Origin of the sequence: Cryobacterium sp. TMT1-3 (genome assembly GCF_004402315.1) — a bacterium.
GTDB classification, from domain to species: domain Bacteria; phylum Actinomycetota; class Actinomycetes; order Actinomycetales; family Microbacteriaceae; genus Cryobacterium; species Cryobacterium luteum.
In genome coordinates, this window is the sequence record NZ_SOFW01000030.1 from 191861 (window position 1) to 208726 (window position 16866).

Sequence of the window (16866 nt, forward strand, 5' to 3'; positions counted from 1 at the left end):
ATGACCGCGCCCGCTACGGGGGGGGCGCTCCCTCTATTACTGGCGCGCCCACCCGTAGCGGGCGCGCCCACGAACGGATGCGCGGGCACGTCCACACAAAAAGGGCCGGCTCTTCAGAGCCGGCCCTTCGCTATGTCGGGATCACTCCCACTCGATGGTTCCCGGCGGCTTGCTCGTGACGTCGAGCACCACGCGGTTCACCCCGTCGACCTCGTTGGTGATGCGGTTCGAGATCTTGGCGAGCAGATCGTAGGGCAGACGGGTCCAGTCGGCGGTCATGGCGTCTTCGCTCGACACCGGGCGCAGCACGATCGGGTGTCCGTAGGTGCGGCCGTCGCCCTGCACGCCCACCGAGCGCACGTCGGCCAGCAGCACGACCGGGCACTGCCAGATCTCACGGTCGAGACCGGCGGCGGTCAGCTCGAAGCGCACGATCGCATCCGCCTGGCGCAGCAGGTCGAGGCGTTCTTGGGTGATCGAGCCGACGATGCGAATGCCGAGCCCGGGGCCGGGAAACGGCTGACGCTGCACGATTTCGGCCGGCAGGCCGAGCTCGGCGCCGATCGCCCGTACCTCGTCCTTGAACAGGGTGCGCAGCGGTTCGACCAGTTCGAACTTGAGGTCGTCGGGCAGGCCGCCTACGTTGTGGTGGCTCTTGATGTTCGCGGTACCGCTGCCGCCGCCGGATTCGACGACGTCGGGGTAGAGCGTGCCCTGCACAAGGAACGCGATGGGGTCGCCGTCAGTTTCCTTCGATTCGAGAACGAGTTCGGCCTGAGCCTGCTCGAAGGTGCGGATGAACTCGCGACCGATGATCTTACGCTTGGTCTCCGGGTCGCTCACACCCTTGAGCGCCACCAGGAACTGCTCACGCACGTCGACGGTGACCAACCGGATGCCGGTGGCCTTGACGTAATCCTCCTCGACCTGGCGGCGTTCATCCTGGCGCAGCAGGCCGTGGTCGACGAAGACGCAGACGAGCTGGTCGCCGATGGCCTTGTGCACGAGGGCCGCGGCGACGGCGGAGTCGACTCCGCCGGAGAGCCCGCAGATGACCTTGCCGGTGCCGACCTGCGCGCGAATTTTCGCGACCTGCTCGGCGATGACGTTGCCGCTGTTCCAGTCCGGGTTGATGCCGGCGGCGCGGTGCAGAAAGTTCTCGAGCACGTGCTGTCCGTTTTCGGAGTGCTTGACCTCGGGGTGCCACTGCACGCCGTAGAGCCGCTTGGCGTCGTTGGCGAACGCGGCGACCGGGGTTGAGACCGAGGAGGCGAGCACGGTGAAACCGTCGGGGGCGGTGGCGACCGAGTCTCCGTGGCTCATCCACACGGTCTGGCTGTCAGGCTGGTCGGCGAGCAGCACGTTGTCGCCGTTGCTCACGGTGACCGGGGTCGAGCCGTATTCGCGCGCGCCGGTGTGGGCCACGGTGCCGCCGAGGGCGGTCGCCATCACCTGAAAGCCGTAGCAAATGCCGAGCACGGGAACACCGAGCTCGAAGATCGCGCCGTCGAAGGCGGGGGCACCCTCGGCGTAGACGCTCGACGGCCCACCACTCAGCACGATTCCGCGCGGGTTCTTGGCGAGCACCTCGGCGGCGGTGATCGTGTGGGGCACGATCTCCGAATAAACGGATGCCTCGCGCACGCGCCGGGCGATCAGCTGCGCGTACTGCGCACCGAAGTCGACCACGAGAACGGGGCGATCGAGCCCCGAATCGGCGGGGGCGGCATCCGTTGCGGGATTGGTCGTGGTCATGCTTGAGCCTGAGCCTTCTCGGCAATTGCCGCGGTTTCTTCGGCGTTCTCGGCGAGGAAGCGCTTCACCGTGCGGGCGACGGGAACTTCGACGATGAACGACAGGGTGGGAACGACGCCGCCGAGGGCGATGAGCACGAAGCGCCAGAACGGCCAGCGCATGAGGCTCCACAGGCGAAAGTCGGCGAACAGGTAGAGCACGTAGAACCAGCCGTGCGCGATCAGGATGCCGGTGCTGAGGTTGACGGCCGCGACCGTATCGGTCGGAACGAGGGCGAGGAAGCCCTGCGCGCCGCCGAGTTCGATCTCGTGGCCGAAGCCGTACTTGATGACCATTTCGATGCAGAGCAGCAGCAGGAAGACACCGGTAATGGTCGATGACACCTGGTACAGCCGGAGCGCACCGGGGATTCTGGAAATATCGGCGGGCTTGGGTTGACGAGGCATGTGCCTAATTCTAGGCGAGCGCGCTCGACGCTTCCGCTGCCTCGGCGTCTTCCTGCTCGCGCTCGAGGGCGTCGCGCACCAGTCGGTACCAGAGGAAGACGGCGAATCCGGCGAAGACGACCCACTCGATGGCGTAGAAGATGTTCAGCCAGTTGAGCGACTGGTCAACTTCGGGCACCGGGGAGTCGATCACATCGAGGCCGGCCGGAGCCGCCGCGTCGACGATATAGGCGGAGTAGACCGATTCGTCGGAGAAATCCGCCCATAGATTGATGAGAGCGGATGGCGCGACCTTGGTCAGCTCCTTCGAGTCACCTTCCGGGTCGGGCAGCTCAGGGGCCTCGCCGGTGAGGAAGCGTCCGGTCAGGGCGACCGGGGTGTTTTGCGGTGCACTCTGGAGCGTGGCGATGACGGCTTCGGCCGTGGCTTTGTCGGGAGCCCATCCGCGCGCGACGGCGATGCTGACGGCGGCATCCGTTCGAAAATGACTGACCACCCAGAAGCCCTCGGTACCGCCGTTGATGCGGGTGGTGATGAGCGTCTCGTCTCCGGGTACCCAGGTGCCCTCGGCGGTGACCATCTGGCCCGTTGCAACCTGCGTCACTCCGCCGTCAGGCTGCGCCACTTCAGCGAGCGGCTGCGCCTGCTCGGTGGTTCGCTCCACAACCACGCCGGACTCGATGGCGCGTTCCAGCTGCCAGTTCCCCAACAGGGCGAAGCCAGCGGCAATGCCGAGGGCAAATAGCAGTGCGGCCACCCAACGGGGGCGCAGCATCATTCTGATCACGAATAGTCACCTGTGTGGGATTCTCGCCCGGGTTTACGTGCCGGTTTGTCGGTCGTGTCATCGGGTGGTGGGGAATGCTGGCCGAGAGCGAAATCGGCCATGGGATCCAGACCGGAATCGGTCGGGTGGGAGCCTTTCACTGTATCGATCCCCGGGTGGGAATTGGCCGAGTCGCGCTTGGAAGCACGGCGGGCGAACTCGTCGGCGTCGGCGGCCTGGGCTGCGGTCGCCGCCTCGACGAGGGCGATCTCTTCCTCGAGCATCGGGTTGCGCGGCGCACGGGTGGCAGCGGATGCCGGCATGCGGCGGCGCAGAATCGACCCGATCTTCTCGGAATTCGCAGCGAACAGCGGGCCGAGGATCGCCATGACAAGAACGTAGAGGCCCGCGAACGGCTGCAGCCTCGGGTCAAGCCCGGCCGACACCGACAGGGTCGCCAGAATCAGCGTGAACTCACCGCGGTTGACGAAGATCGCCGCAGTGTTAAGGGCTTCACGCGGCCCCATTTTGTGCAGCCAGGCCAGCAAGGCGCCCGACAACAGGCTGAGCACGAAGGTCATCACGATTGCGATAAGAACGACGCCAATCACCGATCCGAACTGGGCGATGTCGAGGGCCAGACCGAAGTTGAGAAAGAAGAAGGCCGCGAAGATGTCCCGCAGCGGCACGGCCACGCGTTCGATCCTGGCGCGGTAGCTGCTCGCGCCGAGCACGACGCCGATCAGGAAGGCGCCGATCGCGTCGGTAACGCCGATGATCTCGCCAATGCCGGCGAACAGCACCACGAGGCCGAAGAACAAAATGGTGAAGAGTTCGTCGTCCTTGGTACGCATGAGGCGCGACACCACGCGCCCGCCCCAGCGGGCAAGCGAGAACATCGCCACGAGAAACAGGAACGCGATGGAGAGTTGCAGAACGATCGGCCAGATCTCGGTTTCGCCGCTGAGCACGACGGACACGATCGAGAGGTAGATCGCGATGAAGATGTCACCGACGACGGTCACCCCGAGAATCATCGGCGTCTCTTTGTTGGCGAGGCGGCGCAGTTCGATGAGCAGTTTGGTGATGATCGCACTCGACGAGGTTCCGGTCATTCCGGCGATGACGAGCGCTTCCCGCGGTCCCCAGCCCACGAGCAGGCCGAACGCGAAGCCGGCGCCCATGTTGATGAGAATCCAGGAACCGCCGGAGATCATCAGGGTTTTGGCGTTGCCGAAGAATTCTTCCTGATCGAATTCGAGGCCGAGGCTGAACAGCAGCAGAATCAGGCCGAAGACGGCGATGAGTTCGATATCGGCGGATTGAAAGTCAAGGGGGAAGAAGTCGGTGTTCGGGCTCGCCAGAACACCGACGATCATGTAGATCGGGATGGTGGGAAGCCCGATCAGCTTGCCCAGACGGCCAAGAATGTAGGCGACGACGAGCAGGATGCCAAGAACGAGGAGGTCTTCGCCCAGGTGCATCGTTTACCCCCCGGGTGGAGCGTCGACGGTCTTCGCCTTTACTTCACCGGTGCGAAAGAATGCGAAGGCCTTAACGACCTTCTCCGGCGACCCAGCGACGACGAGGGTGTCACCGGGAAAAACCTTGAAGTCGGCGGCGGGAGCCGGGTTGGCGGATTCGCCGCGCACGACGGCGACCACGGTGAGTCCGGCGATGCCGCGGTCGGCAGGATTGCCGAGCGCCTGCCCGGCGATGTGATCTTCATAGTCCACGGTGAACCAGTCGATGCTGAGGCCCGGAATCTGGTCGAGGGCGCTGAGCGACTCGGTGATCTGGGTGCCGCCGAGCAGTTCGGCGAGGGTGTGCGCCTCGTCTTCGTTGAGCCGGAGCGAGACCTTGCTCGCGTCGGGGCCGCCCTCGTCGTCGGCGAAAGTGATGAGGTCGCTGTGGCCGGAACGGTGGGCGATGACGCCGACCTTGCCGCCGTCATCCGTGATGAAGGTGTGCAGCACACCCACGCCGGGAAGTTTGACCCGCCGAACATCAACCATTGTCATGACTCCTGAGGTTTAGGGGCAGTCCCCTTATTCTACCGGAGCCGCTTTTGCCGTGGCGCCGTCGCATCCGCTTGCCGCATGCGCGTGTGAAGCGGATGCGCGCGCCCGAAACGGGTAGCCGCTACGCCGGTTACCGTGGCGCGCACCGGTATCGGGCGCGGCCATCCCTCGGACCGGTCGAGTTCTCCACAGATTGCTGCCGGGTGGTCCGACCGCGTTCGCCGCGTGCCACGCTCACGTCATGACTCTCGCATTCGCAGCCGCGCATCCCTCGCTCGCTGCCATCACCAGAGCGGATGGCCTTTTGCTGCGCTCCGAGGCGGTGGCCGTCGGCCTCGAGCAGGAATTGCGTCGCGATTTCTCGCAGAAGCGCATTTTCCGCCTGCGACACGGCGTGTATATGAGCACCATTCTCTGGTCAACGCTGAAGCACGACGCGCGTTACCTCGCCCGCATTCGCGCCTACGCGGCGATCAGTTCCGAAGCGCCGGTGTTCTCACACCATTCCGCCGCGGCGATCTGGGGGTTGCCGCGGCCGGTCGACTGGCCGACGGATGTCCACGTCACCGTTCCACAGGCATCCGGTGGCCGATCGCGTCACGGTATCGTGCGGCACACCGTGGAACACCAGCCGCGTGTCGTCGAGAGGGCCGGGCTCCTGGTTACGCCGGTTTCCGAAACGGCGATCGAGATGGCACGGATTCTCCCCTTTTCGGACGCCGTGGCGATGATGGACCGCGCCATCCACATTCCGCGCTGGGGCGACAGCCTGGCCACCCGTGCGGAGTTGGAGTCCGCCCTCGAGTCCCTCAACGGACCAGCCAGGGTCAAAGGACGTGGGGCTGCACTGAGAGCTGCGGAGTTCGCCTCGACCCAATCGGGCTCGGGCGGCGAGTCGATCAGCCGCGCCAACATCTTTCTGCTCGGATTCGCGGCTCCCGAACTGCAAGTGCGCTTCGACGACGCCGCAGGATTCATTGCCTTCGTCGACTTCTTCTGGCGAACCATCAACAAGGTCGGTGAGTTCGACGGCCTCGGCAAGTACCTCAAGGACGAGTACACCCGCGGCCTCACCACGGCCCAGGTCGTGATGGCAGAGAAGGACCGCGAGGACCGCGTGCGGGCGCTCGGCCCCACTTTTGCGCGCTGGGACTGGAAGATCGCCCGCGACCTCATCGTGTTCGGGCGGTTCCTGACCGGGCACGGCATTCCGCGCGCCCGGTAGTCTCTCTCGCCGGCCCCGACGGACCGCGCTCACCCTGAACCTCATGGCCGCGCCTAAAATGGGTAGCCGCTACGCCGGTTACCGTAGCGCGCACCCAGATCGGGCGCACCCACGCTTTCGCCCGACTCGACCACCGGGTGACTGCGCCCGAAACGGGTGACCGCTACGCCGGTTACCGTAGCGGCCACCAATATCGGGCGCGGTCATGGTTCGGGCGCGCTCCGCCCGGGCGCGGGGCGCGGGAACGCGAGCCCCGGCGCCTAGTTGGTGACCATGATGTCGGGGGCCTCGAGCCGCACCCGGTCGGCGGATTCGTCGTTGGGCTCCTCCTGCGAGGCCCGCTCGGCGGCGACCCGGGTGAGGTAGAAACCCACCTCGCGGTCGATGCGCTCCTGATCCCAGCCCAGCACCCCGGCCATGAGCCCTGCGGCGACCGGCGCGGCCGAAACCCCGCGGTCCCAGGCTTCGATCGAGATGCGGGTGCGGCGGGCGAGCACGTCTTCCAGGTGCAAGGCTCCCTCGTGCGAAGCCGCGTAGACGACCTCGGCACCGATGTAGTCATCGGCCCCGGGCAACGGTTCGGCGAGCGCCGGGTTGGCGCGGATGAGGTCGAGCAGCTCATCGGTGAGGGTGCCGTAGCGGTTGAGCAGGTGTTCCACCCGCACGGTGTGCAGCCCGAACGCTCTGGCGATCTTGCCGCGCTTGTTCCACGCAGCCTGATATCCCTCAGCCCCCAACAAGGGGATGTCCTGGGTCGCCGACGCGGGAATGCGGCCGTCGAGGGCCGACGCCGCGGCATCCACTGCGTCTTTGGCCATGATGCGGTAGGTGGTCCACTTGCCGCCGGCGATCACGACGAGGCCGGGCACCGAGTGTCCGACGAGGTGTTCGCGGGACAGCTTGGAGGTCTGGTCACTTTCGCCGGCCAGAAGCGGACGGAGCCCGGCATAAACACCCTCGACGTCTTCGCGAGTGAGCGGCACGGTCAAAACCGAATTGATGTGCTCAAGAATGTAGTCGATGTCGGCTGCCGTCGCCGCTGGATGCGCCTTGTCGAGGTACCAGTCGGTGTCGGTCGTGCCGATGAGCCAGTGCCTGCCCCACGGGATCACGAACAGAACGCTCTTTTCGGTGCGCAGCAGAAGCCCCATCGCGCTCTGGAACCGGTCGCGCGGCACCACGAGGTGCACGCCCTTCGACGCGCGTACCTTGAAGGTGCCGCGTTCGCCGACCATGCGTTGGGTGTCGTCGGTCCAAACCCCGGTGGCATTCACGACCTGCTTGGCCCGCACGTCGAAGCGTTCGTCGGTCTGCAGGTCGTGGGCGCGCACGCCGACGACGCGCTCCCCCACCTTGATGAAGCCCTCGACCCGCACCCGGCTGGCCGCGTGGGCGCCGTAGAAGGAGGCCGTGCGCACGAGCGACGACACGTAGCGGGCGTCGTCGACCTGGGCATCGTAGTAGGTGATGCCGCCGACCAGTGCGTCGTTGGCGAGGCTCGGAATGAGCTTCTGCACCTGGCCTTTGGACAGGTGGCGGTGGTGCGGCACGCCGGGCGGGCGACCACCGGTGTGGGAGAAGATGTCGTAGAGCAACATGCCGGCACCGATGTAGAGCCGTTCGGTGAATCGTTTTTTGAGCGGGTACAGAAACCGCACCGGTTTGACGAGATGCGGCGCGATGCGCTGCAACAGCAGCCCCCGCTCGGTGAGCGCCTCACGCACGAGGCGGAAGTCGAGCTGCTCCAGGTAGCGGATGCCGCCGTGCACGAGCTTGGACGACCGGCTCGACGTACCCGACGCCCAGTCCCGCGCCTCGAGGATGCCGACGCTCAGGCCCCGGGTGACGGCATCGAGGGCTGCACCGGCCCCGACGATGCCGCCACCGACGACGAGAATGTCGAGCTCTTTCTCTTTGAGCTTGGCGAGAGCGGCGACCCGCTCCTCAGGCCCCAATTTTGTGGACCGGGTGACCGAATTGTGGGAGGCCATTGCTGCTCCTGTTCAGACTCAGTGTTCAAAGACGAGCGGTCAGGGGAGGTGCGACAAACAACTGCGACTTCATTGTTGCGGGTAATGCTGAAAAGTACGTCTATCTTCGGCGTTGGTTCTTCTGACGCTAGTTCACTCGGTACGGCGCGACAACCACTTCAACCCGTTGAAATTCCTTGAGATCGGAGTAGCCCGTGGTCGCCATCGATCGACGCAGCGCGCCGATCAGGTTGGCGGTGCCGTCGGCGACCGGTGCCGGGCCGTAGAGAATCTCTTCGAGCGGGGCCACGGTACCGACTTCGACGCGCTTGCCGCGCGGAAGCTGCGGGTGGTGCGCCTCGGCGCCCCAGTGGAATCCGCCGCCGGGGGCATCCGTGGCCCGGGCCAGGGCGGTACCGAGCATGACGGCGTCGGCGCCGCACGCGACGGCCTTGACGATATCACCGGAGGTGCCGAGGCCGCCGTCGGCGATGACGTGCACGTAACGGCCGCCGGACTCGTCCATGTAGTCGCGGCGCGCGCCGGCGACATCCGCTACGGCGGTGGCCATCGGGGCGTGGATGCCGAGGGTCGCGCGGGTGGTCGACGCCGCTCCTCCGCCGAAACCGACCAGAACACCGGCCGCGCCCGTGCGCATGAGGTGCAGCGCTGCGGTGTAGGTGGCCGCACCGCCCACGATCACGGGAACGTCGAGCTCGTAGATGAACTTCTTGAGGTTGAGCGGTTCCTGGTTCTGCGACACGTGCTCGGCCGACACGGTCGTGCCGCGAATCACGAACAGGTCGACGCCGGCAGCGACGACGGTTTCGTAGAGTTCCTGCGTGCGCTGGGGTGAGAGCGCGCCGGCCACGGTAACGCCGCCCGCACGAATCTCGGCGAGGCGTGCGGTGACGAGCGCAGGCTGGATCGGAGCGGAGTACATCTCCTGCATGCGGGCGGTGGCCTTGTCGGCGGGCAGGCTGCGAATTTCGGCGAGCAACGGCTCCGGGTTCTCGTGCCGGGTCCACAGGCCTTCAAGGTCGAGCACGCCGACGCCGCCCAGCTGGCCCATCATGATGGCCGTGGTGGGCGAGACGACGGAGTCCATCGGGGCGGCCAGCACCGGAATGGCGAACTGGTAGGCGTCGATGGTCCAGCCGACCGACACGTCCTCCGGGTCGCGGGTGCGCCGACTCGGCACCACCGCGATGTCGTCGAAGGCGTATACGCGGCGAGCGCGCTTGGAACGGCCGATCTCGATTTCCATGGTTACAGTTTAGAGGACAGCCCCGACATCCCATTTTCGAGCGAATGCCGACGGGCATCCGCTCGAGAAAGGCTGGCCCTAGCGGCGGTAGTTCGGGGCTTCGACCACGATCTGCACGTCGTGCGGGTGCGATTCCTTGAGTCCGGCGGGGGTGATGCGCACAAACTTGCCCTTTTGCTTGAGCTCGGCGATGGTGCGCGCGCCCACGTAGAACATGGACTGGCGCAGGCCGCCGACGAGCTGGTAAGCCACGGCGGCGAGGGGTCCGCGGAACGGAACCTGGCCCTCAATGCCCTCGGGAATCAGCTTCTCGTCGCTCGGAACGTCACTCTGAAAGTAGCGGTCCTTCGAGTACGACGTCTTCGAGCCACGGGTCTGCAGCGCGCCGAGCGAACCCATGCCGCGATAGGTCTTGAACTGCTTGCCGTTGACGAACACGAGTTCGCCGGGGCTTTCGGTGCACCCGGCGAGCAGGGAGCCGAGCATGACGGTGTCGGCGCCGGCCACGAGAGCCTTGGCGATATCGCCGGAATACTGCAGTCCGCCGTCGGCGATCACCGGGATGCCGGTTTCGCGGGCGGCGAGGGAGGCCTGGTAGACGGCGGTGATCTGGGGAACGCCCACACCGGCCACGATGCGGGTGGTGCAGATCGAGCCGGGGCCCACGCCCACCTTGATGGCGTCGGCGCCCGCGTCGATGAGCGCCTGGGCGCCGGAGCGCGTGGCCACGTTTCCGCCGATCACGTCGACATCGGCGAACGCCTTGTCGGACTTCAGACGACGGATGATGTCGAGCACGCCGGCGCTGTCGCCGTTGGCGGTGTCGACCACGAGCACGTCGACCCCCGATTCGAGCAGGGCGGTCGCGCGCTGCCAGGCGTCACCGAAGAAGCCGATGGCTGCTCCGACCCGCAGGCGTCCGGCGTCGTCCTTCGTGGCGAGGGGGTATTCCTCGCTCTTGTCGAAGTCTTTGACCGTGATCAGGCCGGTGAGCTTGCCGTTGGCGTCGATCAGGGGGAGCTTTTCGATCTTGTGCTTCGCGAAGATTGCGAGCGCGTCTTCGGGGGCCATCCCGACCTTGCCGGTGATCAGCGGAGACCGTGTCATGACCTCGCTCACCCGGGTGAGCGCCTTCTTGGCATACGGCACGAAACGCATGTCTCGGTTGGTGATGATTCCCACGAGGATTCCGTCGCCGTCGATGACGGGCAGCCCGCTCACGCGGAACTGGCCGCACAGGGCGTCGACCTCGGCCACGGTGGCGTCGGGCGACGTGGTCACCGGGTTGGTGATCATTCCGGATTCGCTGCGCTTGACCAGATCCACCTGCTCGGCCTGGTCACCGATCGACAGGTTACGGTGCAGGATGCCGAGACCGCCCTCGCGCGCCATCGCGATGGCCATGCGGGTCTCCGTGACGGTGTCCATGGCACTGGAGAGCAGCGGCAGCGACACATCGATGCGCCGGGTCAGGCGGGATTTGGTGACCGCCTCACTCGGAATGACGTCGGTATGCCCCGGCAAGAGCAGCACGTCGTCGTAGGTGAGCCCGGTGAATCCGAACGGATCTGGCTGATCCATGAAACCCCTTTACCTGTAGCTAAAAACAGAAAAATATCCGGCAAAACGCGCTACCACCGCACGGGACGTGAAGTAACTAGACCGGTCCTTCAATGTTAAGCGTGTTTGGGCCCATCACATTCCGCGCACAATTACCGCGGGTTGCGGAGTTTCGAAACATATAGGACATAATCGGCACGTACTCTCAACAACGACGTTGGCAGTACTTGCCCGGCGTCCGCTCGGTTACCCACCGGTCGGCACCCACATGGAGGTCCCGTGAAGTCCACTCTTACGGCTCAGAGATACATACCCAGGATGCTGGCCATTCTGTTCGTGACGCTTCTCGCAGCCCTGACCATGGCCACCTTTTCGGTGAGCAGCGCGCACGCCGACGAGGTCGGCACCGAGTTCGAGTTCACGATCTCCGGCAATGTGCAGTTCGACGGTGAGGCCCTCGACGGCGTCGCGATCGCCGTGGACGGCAACGGCTATCAGGCCGACACCGTGACGGATGCCGAGGGCCGTTGGGCGATCGGTGTTCCCGAGAAAGGCACCTACGAGGTAACCCTCGACGAGGACACCCTGCCCGAAGGTGTCGTCGTCGCCGAGGGTGGCAACGTCATCGATACCGAGTTCGGATTGACCGACCGAAAATCGGTGAACTTCTTCCTCGGCGAAGGTACCCGCAACACGGTGAGCTTCTTCGACCAGTTCGTCAACCGATTCTTTAACGGCCTGAACTTCGGCCTGTTGCTGGCCCTCGCGGCAATCGGCGTGTCGCTGATCTTCGGCACCACCGGGCTGAGCAACTTTGCCCACGCCGAGTTGATCACCTTCGGCGCGCTGATGACGCTGGTGTTCTCGGTCACCCTGGGACTGCCGGTCTGGCTCGCCATTTTGATCGCCATCGCGCTCAGCGGCGCCCTCGGGTACAGCCTCGATGCGGTGCTCTGGAAACCACTGCGCCGTAAGGGCGTGGCGGTGATCCCCCTCATGATCGTGAGCATCGGACTCTCGCTCGCCCTGCGCTACCTGTACCAATACTTCTTCGGCGGCAGCACGAGTCAGCTCCCGGGCGCCGGCATGGCCGATCTCAAGTTCGGCCCGATCTCGCTCTCTCCCATCGACCTCGCGAGCATGGGCATCAGCATCGTGGTACTGCTCGCCGTGGCCTACTTTCTACTGCGCACCCGCATCGGCAAGGCCACCCGCGCCGTGTCCGACAACCCGAGCCTGGCCTCGGCGAGCGGCATCGACGTTGACAACGTCATTCGCATCGTCTGGGTGGTCGGCGCGGCCCTCGCCGGACTCAGCGGCGTGCTTTGGGCCTACTTCCGCCCCGGTGTCAGCTGGGACATGGGCTTTCAGATGCTGCTGCTGGTCTTCGCTGCCGTCACTCTCGGCGGTCTCGGCACCGCCTTCGGTGCCCTCGTCGGCTCTCTCATCGTCGGGCTCTTCGTTGAGCTGTCGACGCTCTGGCTTCCGTCCGACATGAAAATCGTCGGCGCCCTCGTCATTTTGATCCTCGTGCTGCTGTTTCGACCACAGGGCATTCTGGGTCGCAAAGAAAGAATTGGTTAGGGGTTCACATGGACTGGGGAGCAATCTTCAACAACGCCGCCGTCGAGCTGATCAGCCCGACCACGGCCGCCTACGCACTGGCCGCCCTCGGGCTCGCCGTGCACTTCGGTTACACCGGCCTGCTGAACTTCGGCCAGGCCGGGTTCATGGCCCTCGGCGCCTACGGTTATGCCATTTCTATTCTGACCTTCGGGTTTCCCGTCTGGGGTGCCTTTCTGGTCGGCGTCGGGGCATCCGTTGTCTTCGCGCTGATTTTGGGTATTCCGACGCTGCGACTGCGCGCTGACTATCTCGCGATCGTCACAATCGCGGCCGCCGAGATCGTGCGACTGTTGTTCACGACGAACACCTTCGCCTCGGTCACCGGTTCGGCCAACGGCCTCAGCGGTTACAAGAACGAATTTGCGGCGCTGAACCCGCTCGCAGATGGTACTTACGGCTTCGGCCCGTTCACCAACAACGCCTACGACACCTGGCTGCGCATCGTGGCCTGGTCGATCGTGATTCTCGCGGCTCTGCTGGTCTGGCAGATCATGCGCAGCCCCTGGGGCCGAGTCATTAAGGGTATCCGTGAAGACGAAGACGCGGTGCGCGCCCTTGGCAAGAACGTCTACGCCTACAAGATGCAGTCGCTCATCTTCGGTGGCGTGCTCGGCACCATCGCCGGCATGATCTTCGCCCTGCCGCGAGCGGTCGTACCGTCGAACTACCAGACGACGCTGACCTTTTTCATCTACGCCATACTGCTGCTCGGCGGGGCTGCGACGGTGCTCGGTCCCATCATCGGTTCGATGATCTTCTGGGTGCTGCTGTCCTTCTTCTCCGGTTTCATCGCCCGCGCCGTTGAGGCGGGCTGGTTGCCGTTCATGACGGCGATCCAGGGCGGTCAGCTGCGCTTCATCCTGGTGGGAGTGGCGATCATGTTAATCGTCATCTTCAGACCGCAAGGCATCTTCGGCAATAAGAAGGAGTTGGCTTTTGTCCGCTAACGCTGTCCCTCTCGATTCCGCGGCTCCGCTCGAGCCGCCCGTCCCCACCAAGAAGCCGGTCAAGACGACCGGGCTGCACATCGGTGAGGCTGAACCCGGCTGCGCCAAGGTCGACCCTATTCTCGTCGTCGACAACGTGCGACGCACGTTCGGTGGTCTCACCGCAGTGGATGTCGCCCACGTCGAGGTTCCGCGCGGCGCGATCACCGCGCTGATCGGCCCCAACGGCGCCGGCAAGACCACCCTGTTCAATCTGCTGACCGGCTTCGACAAGCCCGACGACGGCAAATGGACCTTCGATGGCCGCTCCCTCGCCGGTGTTCCCGCTTATCGGGTAGCCCGGATGGGCCAGATTCGCACCTTTCAGCTGACCAAAGCCCTCGGGCTGCTCACCGTGATGGACAACATGCTGCTCGGCGCCAAGGGCCAGACCGGCGAGAACATGTTCCGCGCCCTGATGCCGTTCCTCTGGCGCAACCAGGAAGAGGAGAATCGGGCCAAGGCCATTGATCTGCTCACCCGGTTCAAGCTCGACACCAAGAAAGACGACTACGCGGCGAGCCTCTCCGGCGGTCAGCGCAAGCTGCTCGAAATGGCGCGGGCGCTCATGAGCGACCCAACCCTGGTGATGCTCGACGAACCGATGGCCGGGGTCAACCCGGCACTGACCCAGTCGCTGCTCGACCACATTCTCAACCTCAAGTCGCAGGGCATGACCGTTTTGTTCGTGGAGCACGATATGCACATGGTGCGGCACATCGCCGACTGGGTGATCGTGATGGCCGAGGGCAAGGTGGTCGCCGAGGGCGACCCTCACGAGGTCATGAAAAACCCGGCCGTGATCGACGCCTACCTCGGGTCGCACCACGACGAGGACATCGGCGAAGACCTGAACACCGAGACCGAGAACGTGTCAGCCATAAAGGAGTTGCTCGATGACGAACGCTGAACCGCTGGCCGCTCCGGCGCCCACTGAGACCCGGGAGGCGGTGGTCGAGGTCAAGAACGTCACGGCCGGCTACGTCACCGGTGTGAACATTCTCAATTCCTGCTCGCTGACCGCCTACGCCGGCGAGCTGATCGGCATCATCGGCCCGAACGGCGCCGGCAAATCGACGCTGCTCAAGTCGATCTTCGGCCAGGTGAAGGTACGCGACGGCGACATTCTGCTGCGCGGCAAGAACATCACCAATCTCAAGGCCAACAAGCTCGTCGCGCAGGGCGTGGGCTTCGTTCCGCAGAACAACAACGTGTTTCCCACCCTGACCATTCGCGAAAACCTCGAGATGGGCATCTTTCTCAAGCCCAGGGGACTCGTCGAGCGGCTCGAATTCGTCACCGAGATTTTTCCCGAGCTGAGCAAACGGATGTCGCAGCGCGCCGGGTCGCTCTCGGGCGGTGAACGCCAGATGGTGGCCATGAGTCGAGCGCTCATGATGGGCCCGCACGTGCTGCTGCTCGATGAGCCGAGCGCCGGCCTCTCCCCGGTGCGCCAGGACGAAGCCTTTCTGCGGGTGAAAGAGATCAACAAGGCCGGCGTGACCACGATCATGGTGGAGCAGAACGCTCGTCGTTGCCTGCAAATCTGTGACCGCGGCTATGTGCTCGATCAGGGCCGGGATGCCTACACCGGCACCGGACGTGAGCTTTTGAACGACCCCAAGGTGATCGGCCTGTACCTCGGAACCCTCGGGCAGGACTAGCACCCGCATCAGCTGTATCAGCCCGTGGCGGCGTCCGACACTCTCTCGGACGCCGCTTCTGTGTGTGGGATTGCTGAGCGGATGCCGGCGGCCGGCTCAGCGCATCCGCTCGCGTGAATGGACGGGGTACGCAGAAGGGCCCCGACCGAAGTCGGGGCCCTTCACTCATTCAGCTAAGCGGTGGAGCTAGTTGATGCGCGCGTACTTGTTGGTGGCGTCGAACTCGTAGATGCCGATGCTGGCGCCGGTCGGGTCGCCATTCTCGTCGAACGTGATCGGGCCGGAGAAGCCGTCGTAATTGATCTGATCGCCGGCTTTCAGGGCTGCAGCAGCCTCGGCGAAGTCGGTAACCTTGCTGCCATCACCGGTTCCGCCGGAGACCTGACGCAGGTAGCTCGCAATGGATTCACCCGACACGTCGTTGGCCGCGTAGGCGGCCAGGGCAATCAAAATCACGGCGTCGTAGGATTCCGCGGCGTAGCTGTAGTCCGTCAGCGTCGGGTCGACCTCGAGGAGGCGGGTGGTGAAGTCACCGAGCGAGGCGGTGTCGAGGCCGGGCAGCGTACCCTTGGAGCCCTCGATAAGGCCGGGTGCGAAGTCGGAGCTGTAGTCGGCGACGTTTCCGTCGACGAAGTACAGCTTGTCGCCGGGGAAACCGGAACCGACGAGCGCCGGGACGATGACCTTGGCCTGGTCGAACGTGACAAGCGCGATCGCGTCGGGATCTGCCGCGGTAACTTCAGCGATCTGCGAGGCGAAGTTGGAATCGCCCTCATTGAACAGCGAGGTCGCTACGACTTCGCCGCCAGCCGCCTCGAACGCGTCGCTGGTGTACTTGGCCAGGCCGGTTCCGTAGGCATCGTTCAGCACGATCAGGCCGAGGGTGGCGTTGCCGTCATCAGCGATCTGGGTGCCGAGCACTTCGCCCTGCAAGACGTCGGACGGAGCCGTACGCCAGTACAGGCCCTTGTCGTCATAGGTCGTGAAGGCGTCCGAGGTGTTGGCCGGGGAGAACTGCACGACGCCGGCGCCGGTGATCTGGTCGATCACGGTCTTGGAGACACCCGAGGAGGCCGCACCGATGATCGCCGAGACGTTCTTCGACAGCAGGTCGGTCACGGAGACGGTGGCGGTGTCGGTCGTGGTGTCGCCCGAGTCACGCAACGTGACATCGACCGTGATGCCGAGGTCGGCCTCGTTGATGTCCCTCACAGCGAGCTGAACGCCGGCTTCTTCGGGCGGTCCGAGGAAGGCCAGTCCACCACTCTGCGGGAGGATGGTGCCGATGTTCAGAGTCAGATCCCGATCACCGGCCTCCACCGTCTGGAAATCCGCGGTCTCCGCCGCCGACGGTGCCGCAGAATCACTGGGCTCGGTCGCTGCTCCATTGCTGCAGCCGGTGAGCACGAGTGCGCTCACTCCGACCAGTGCGATACCGGTAACGAGGGTACGAACTGAGCGGGAGGCCGAGGCCTTCGCGAATACGCTCATGTTGCTCCTTGATAGTTGAAGAGGGGTAAGTCTGGTCAGCCGATTGACTGCCGTGGTGACAGAGTAGGGAATCAAGGACCGAGAAACCT

14 protein-coding genes are annotated in these 16866 nt (G+C 64.9%); 5 read left to right on the plus strand and 9 right to left on the minus strand.

All coding sequences use genetic code 11. From position 1 onward, the window contains the following. Nucleotides 1-141 precede the first annotated feature (141 nt). From guaA to E3O25_RS09910, 5 genes are read right to left on the minus strand one after another with little or no spacing between them, the layout of a single operon-like run. Nucleotides 142-1755, minus strand: a complete 1614-nt coding sequence (gene guaA / locus E3O25_RS09890) for a glutamine-hydrolyzing GMP synthase (protein ID WP_134361060.1) — start codon at nt 1753-1755, stop codon at nt 142-144. Further along, nucleotides 1752-2201, minus strand: a complete 450-nt coding sequence (locus E3O25_RS09895) for a DUF3817 domain-containing protein (RefSeq protein WP_134361061.1) — start codon at nt 2199-2201, stop codon at nt 1752-1754. Before E3O25_RS09895 ends, guaA begins: the two co-directional genes overlap by 4 nt. Before the next feature lie 10 nt (nt 2202-2211). After that, nucleotides 2212-2979, minus strand: a complete 768-nt coding sequence (locus tag E3O25_RS09900; RefSeq protein ID WP_092107339.1) for an SURF1 family protein — start codon at nt 2977-2979, stop codon at nt 2212-2214. Between the two features lie 5 nt (nt 2980-2984). After that, a complete protein-coding gene (locus E3O25_RS09905) occupies nt 2985-4451 on the minus strand; it encodes a cation:proton antiporter (protein ID WP_134361063.1) in 1467 nt (488 codons plus the stop codon). A gap of 3 nt (nt 4452-4454) precedes the next feature. Beyond that, nucleotides 4455-4988 (minus strand): cation:proton antiporter regulatory subunit, encoded by a 534-nt coding sequence (locus E3O25_RS09910; protein ID WP_233193339.1) that lies wholly within the window; start codon nt 4986-4988, stop codon nt 4455-4457. Between the two features lie 241 nt (nt 4989-5229). On the opposite strand from E3O25_RS09910, the gene E3O25_RS09915 reads away from it, so the two are divergent. Continuing rightward, nucleotides 5230-6213, plus strand: coding sequence for a hypothetical protein (locus tag E3O25_RS09915; RefSeq protein ID WP_134361064.1), 984 nt, complete (start codon nt 5230-5232; stop codon nt 6211-6213). Nucleotides 6214-6473: 260 nt separating this feature from the next. Here the strand turns inward: E3O25_RS09915 and E3O25_RS09920 are convergent, their stop codons facing one another. From E3O25_RS09920 to guaB, 3 genes are all read right to left on the minus strand, one after another. After that, nucleotides 6474-8204 carry a glycerol-3-phosphate dehydrogenase/oxidase gene (locus E3O25_RS09920; protein ID WP_134361065.1) on the minus strand — a complete coding sequence of 577 codons (1731 nt, stop codon included), beginning with the start codon at nt 8202-8204 and terminating at the stop codon, nt 6474-6476. Between the two features lie 127 nt (nt 8205-8331). Continuing rightward, the gene (locus E3O25_RS09925; RefSeq protein ID WP_092107329.1) at nt 8332-9450 is read right to left on the minus strand and encodes a GuaB3 family IMP dehydrogenase-related protein; all 1119 of its coding nucleotides are present in this window, start codon (nt 9448-9450) and stop codon (nt 8332-8334) included. Nucleotides 9451-9528: 78 nt separating this feature from the next. Next, the gene (gene guaB, locus E3O25_RS09930) at nt 9529-11031 is read right to left on the minus strand and encodes an IMP dehydrogenase (RefSeq protein ID WP_092107327.1); all 1503 of its coding nucleotides are present in this window, start codon (nt 11029-11031) and stop codon (nt 9529-9531) included. Nucleotides 11032-11328: 297 nt separating this feature from the next. On the opposite strand from guaB, the gene E3O25_RS09935 reads away from it, so the two are divergent. The 4 genes from E3O25_RS09935 (at nt 11329) to E3O25_RS09950 (ending at nt 15286) form a co-directional block, all read left to right on the plus strand. Beyond that, nucleotides 11329-12594 (plus strand): branched-chain amino acid ABC transporter permease, encoded by a 1266-nt coding sequence (locus E3O25_RS09935; RefSeq protein WP_092107325.1) that lies wholly within the window; start codon nt 11329-11331, stop codon nt 12592-12594. A gap of 8 nt (nt 12595-12602) precedes the next feature. After that, nucleotides 12603-13583: a branched-chain amino acid ABC transporter permease gene (locus tag E3O25_RS09940; RefSeq protein ID WP_092107323.1), complete on the plus strand. Its 981-nt coding sequence runs from the start codon at nt 12603-12605 to the stop codon at nt 13581-13583. A gap of 73 nt (nt 13584-13656) precedes the next feature. Then, nucleotides 13657-14532 (plus strand): ABC transporter ATP-binding protein, encoded by an 876-nt coding sequence (locus E3O25_RS09945; RefSeq protein WP_241983957.1) that lies wholly within the window; start codon nt 13657-13659, stop codon nt 14530-14532. Beyond that, nucleotides 14519-15286 (plus strand): ABC transporter ATP-binding protein, encoded by a 768-nt coding sequence (locus tag E3O25_RS09950; RefSeq protein WP_092107319.1) that lies wholly within the window; start codon nt 14519-14521, stop codon nt 15284-15286. The genes E3O25_RS09945 and E3O25_RS09950 overlap by 14 nt, the downstream gene beginning before the upstream one ends. Nucleotides 15287-15472: 186 nt before the next feature. Here E3O25_RS09950 and E3O25_RS09955 read toward each other — a convergent pair whose 3' ends face one another. After that, the gene (locus E3O25_RS09955) at nt 15473-16777 is read right to left on the minus strand and encodes an ABC transporter substrate-binding protein (protein ID WP_092107317.1); all 1305 of its coding nucleotides are present in this window, start codon (nt 16775-16777) and stop codon (nt 15473-15475) included. Nucleotides 16778-16866 lie beyond the last annotated feature (89 nt).

What these genes read in the sequence shown, in the direction of transcription:
- guaA (WP_134361060.1), bottom strand. Translation starts at nt 1,755, where the DNA reads ATGACCACGACCAATCCCGCAACGGATGCCGCCCCCGCCGATTCGGGG.
- E3O25_RS09895 (WP_134361061.1), bottom strand. Translation starts at nt 2,201, where the DNA reads ATGCCTCGTCAACCCAAGCCCGCCGATATTTCCAGAATCCCCGGTGCG.
- E3O25_RS09900 (WP_092107339.1), bottom strand. Translation starts at nt 2,979, where the DNA reads ATGATGCTGCGCCCCCGTTGGGTGGCCGCACTGCTATTTGCCCTCGGC.
- E3O25_RS09905 (WP_134361063.1), bottom strand. Translation starts at nt 4,451, where the DNA reads ATGCACCTGGGCGAAGACCTCCTCGTTCTTGGCATCCTGCTCGTCGTC.
- E3O25_RS09910 (WP_233193339.1), bottom strand. Translation starts at nt 4,988, where the DNA reads ATGACAATGGTTGATGTTCGGCGGGTCAAACTTCCCGGCGTGGGTGTG.
- E3O25_RS09915 (WP_134361064.1), top strand. Translation starts at nt 5,230, where the DNA reads ATGACTCTCGCATTCGCAGCCGCGCATCCCTCGCTCGCTGCCATCACC.
- E3O25_RS09920 (WP_134361065.1), bottom strand. Translation starts at nt 8,204, where the DNA reads ATGGCCTCCCACAATTCGGTCACCCGGTCCACAAAATTGGGGCCTGAG.
- E3O25_RS09925 (WP_092107329.1), bottom strand. Translation starts at nt 9,450, where the DNA reads ATGGAAATCGAGATCGGCCGTTCCAAGCGCGCTCGCCGCGTATACGCC.
- guaB (WP_092107327.1), bottom strand. Translation starts at nt 11,031, where the DNA reads ATGGATCAGCCAGATCCGTTCGGATTCACCGGGCTCACCTACGACGAC.
- E3O25_RS09935 (WP_092107325.1), top strand. Translation starts at nt 11,329, where the DNA reads ATGCTGGCCATTCTGTTCGTGACGCTTCTCGCAGCCCTGACCATGGCC.
- E3O25_RS09940 (WP_092107323.1), top strand. Translation starts at nt 12,603, where the DNA reads ATGGACTGGGGAGCAATCTTCAACAACGCCGCCGTCGAGCTGATCAGC.
- E3O25_RS09950 (WP_092107319.1), top strand. Translation starts at nt 14,519, where the DNA reads ATGACGAACGCTGAACCGCTGGCCGCTCCGGCGCCCACTGAGACCCGG.
- E3O25_RS09955 (WP_092107317.1), bottom strand. Translation starts at nt 16,777, where the DNA reads ATGAGCGTATTCGCGAAGGCCTCGGCCTCCCGCTCAGTTCGTACCCTC.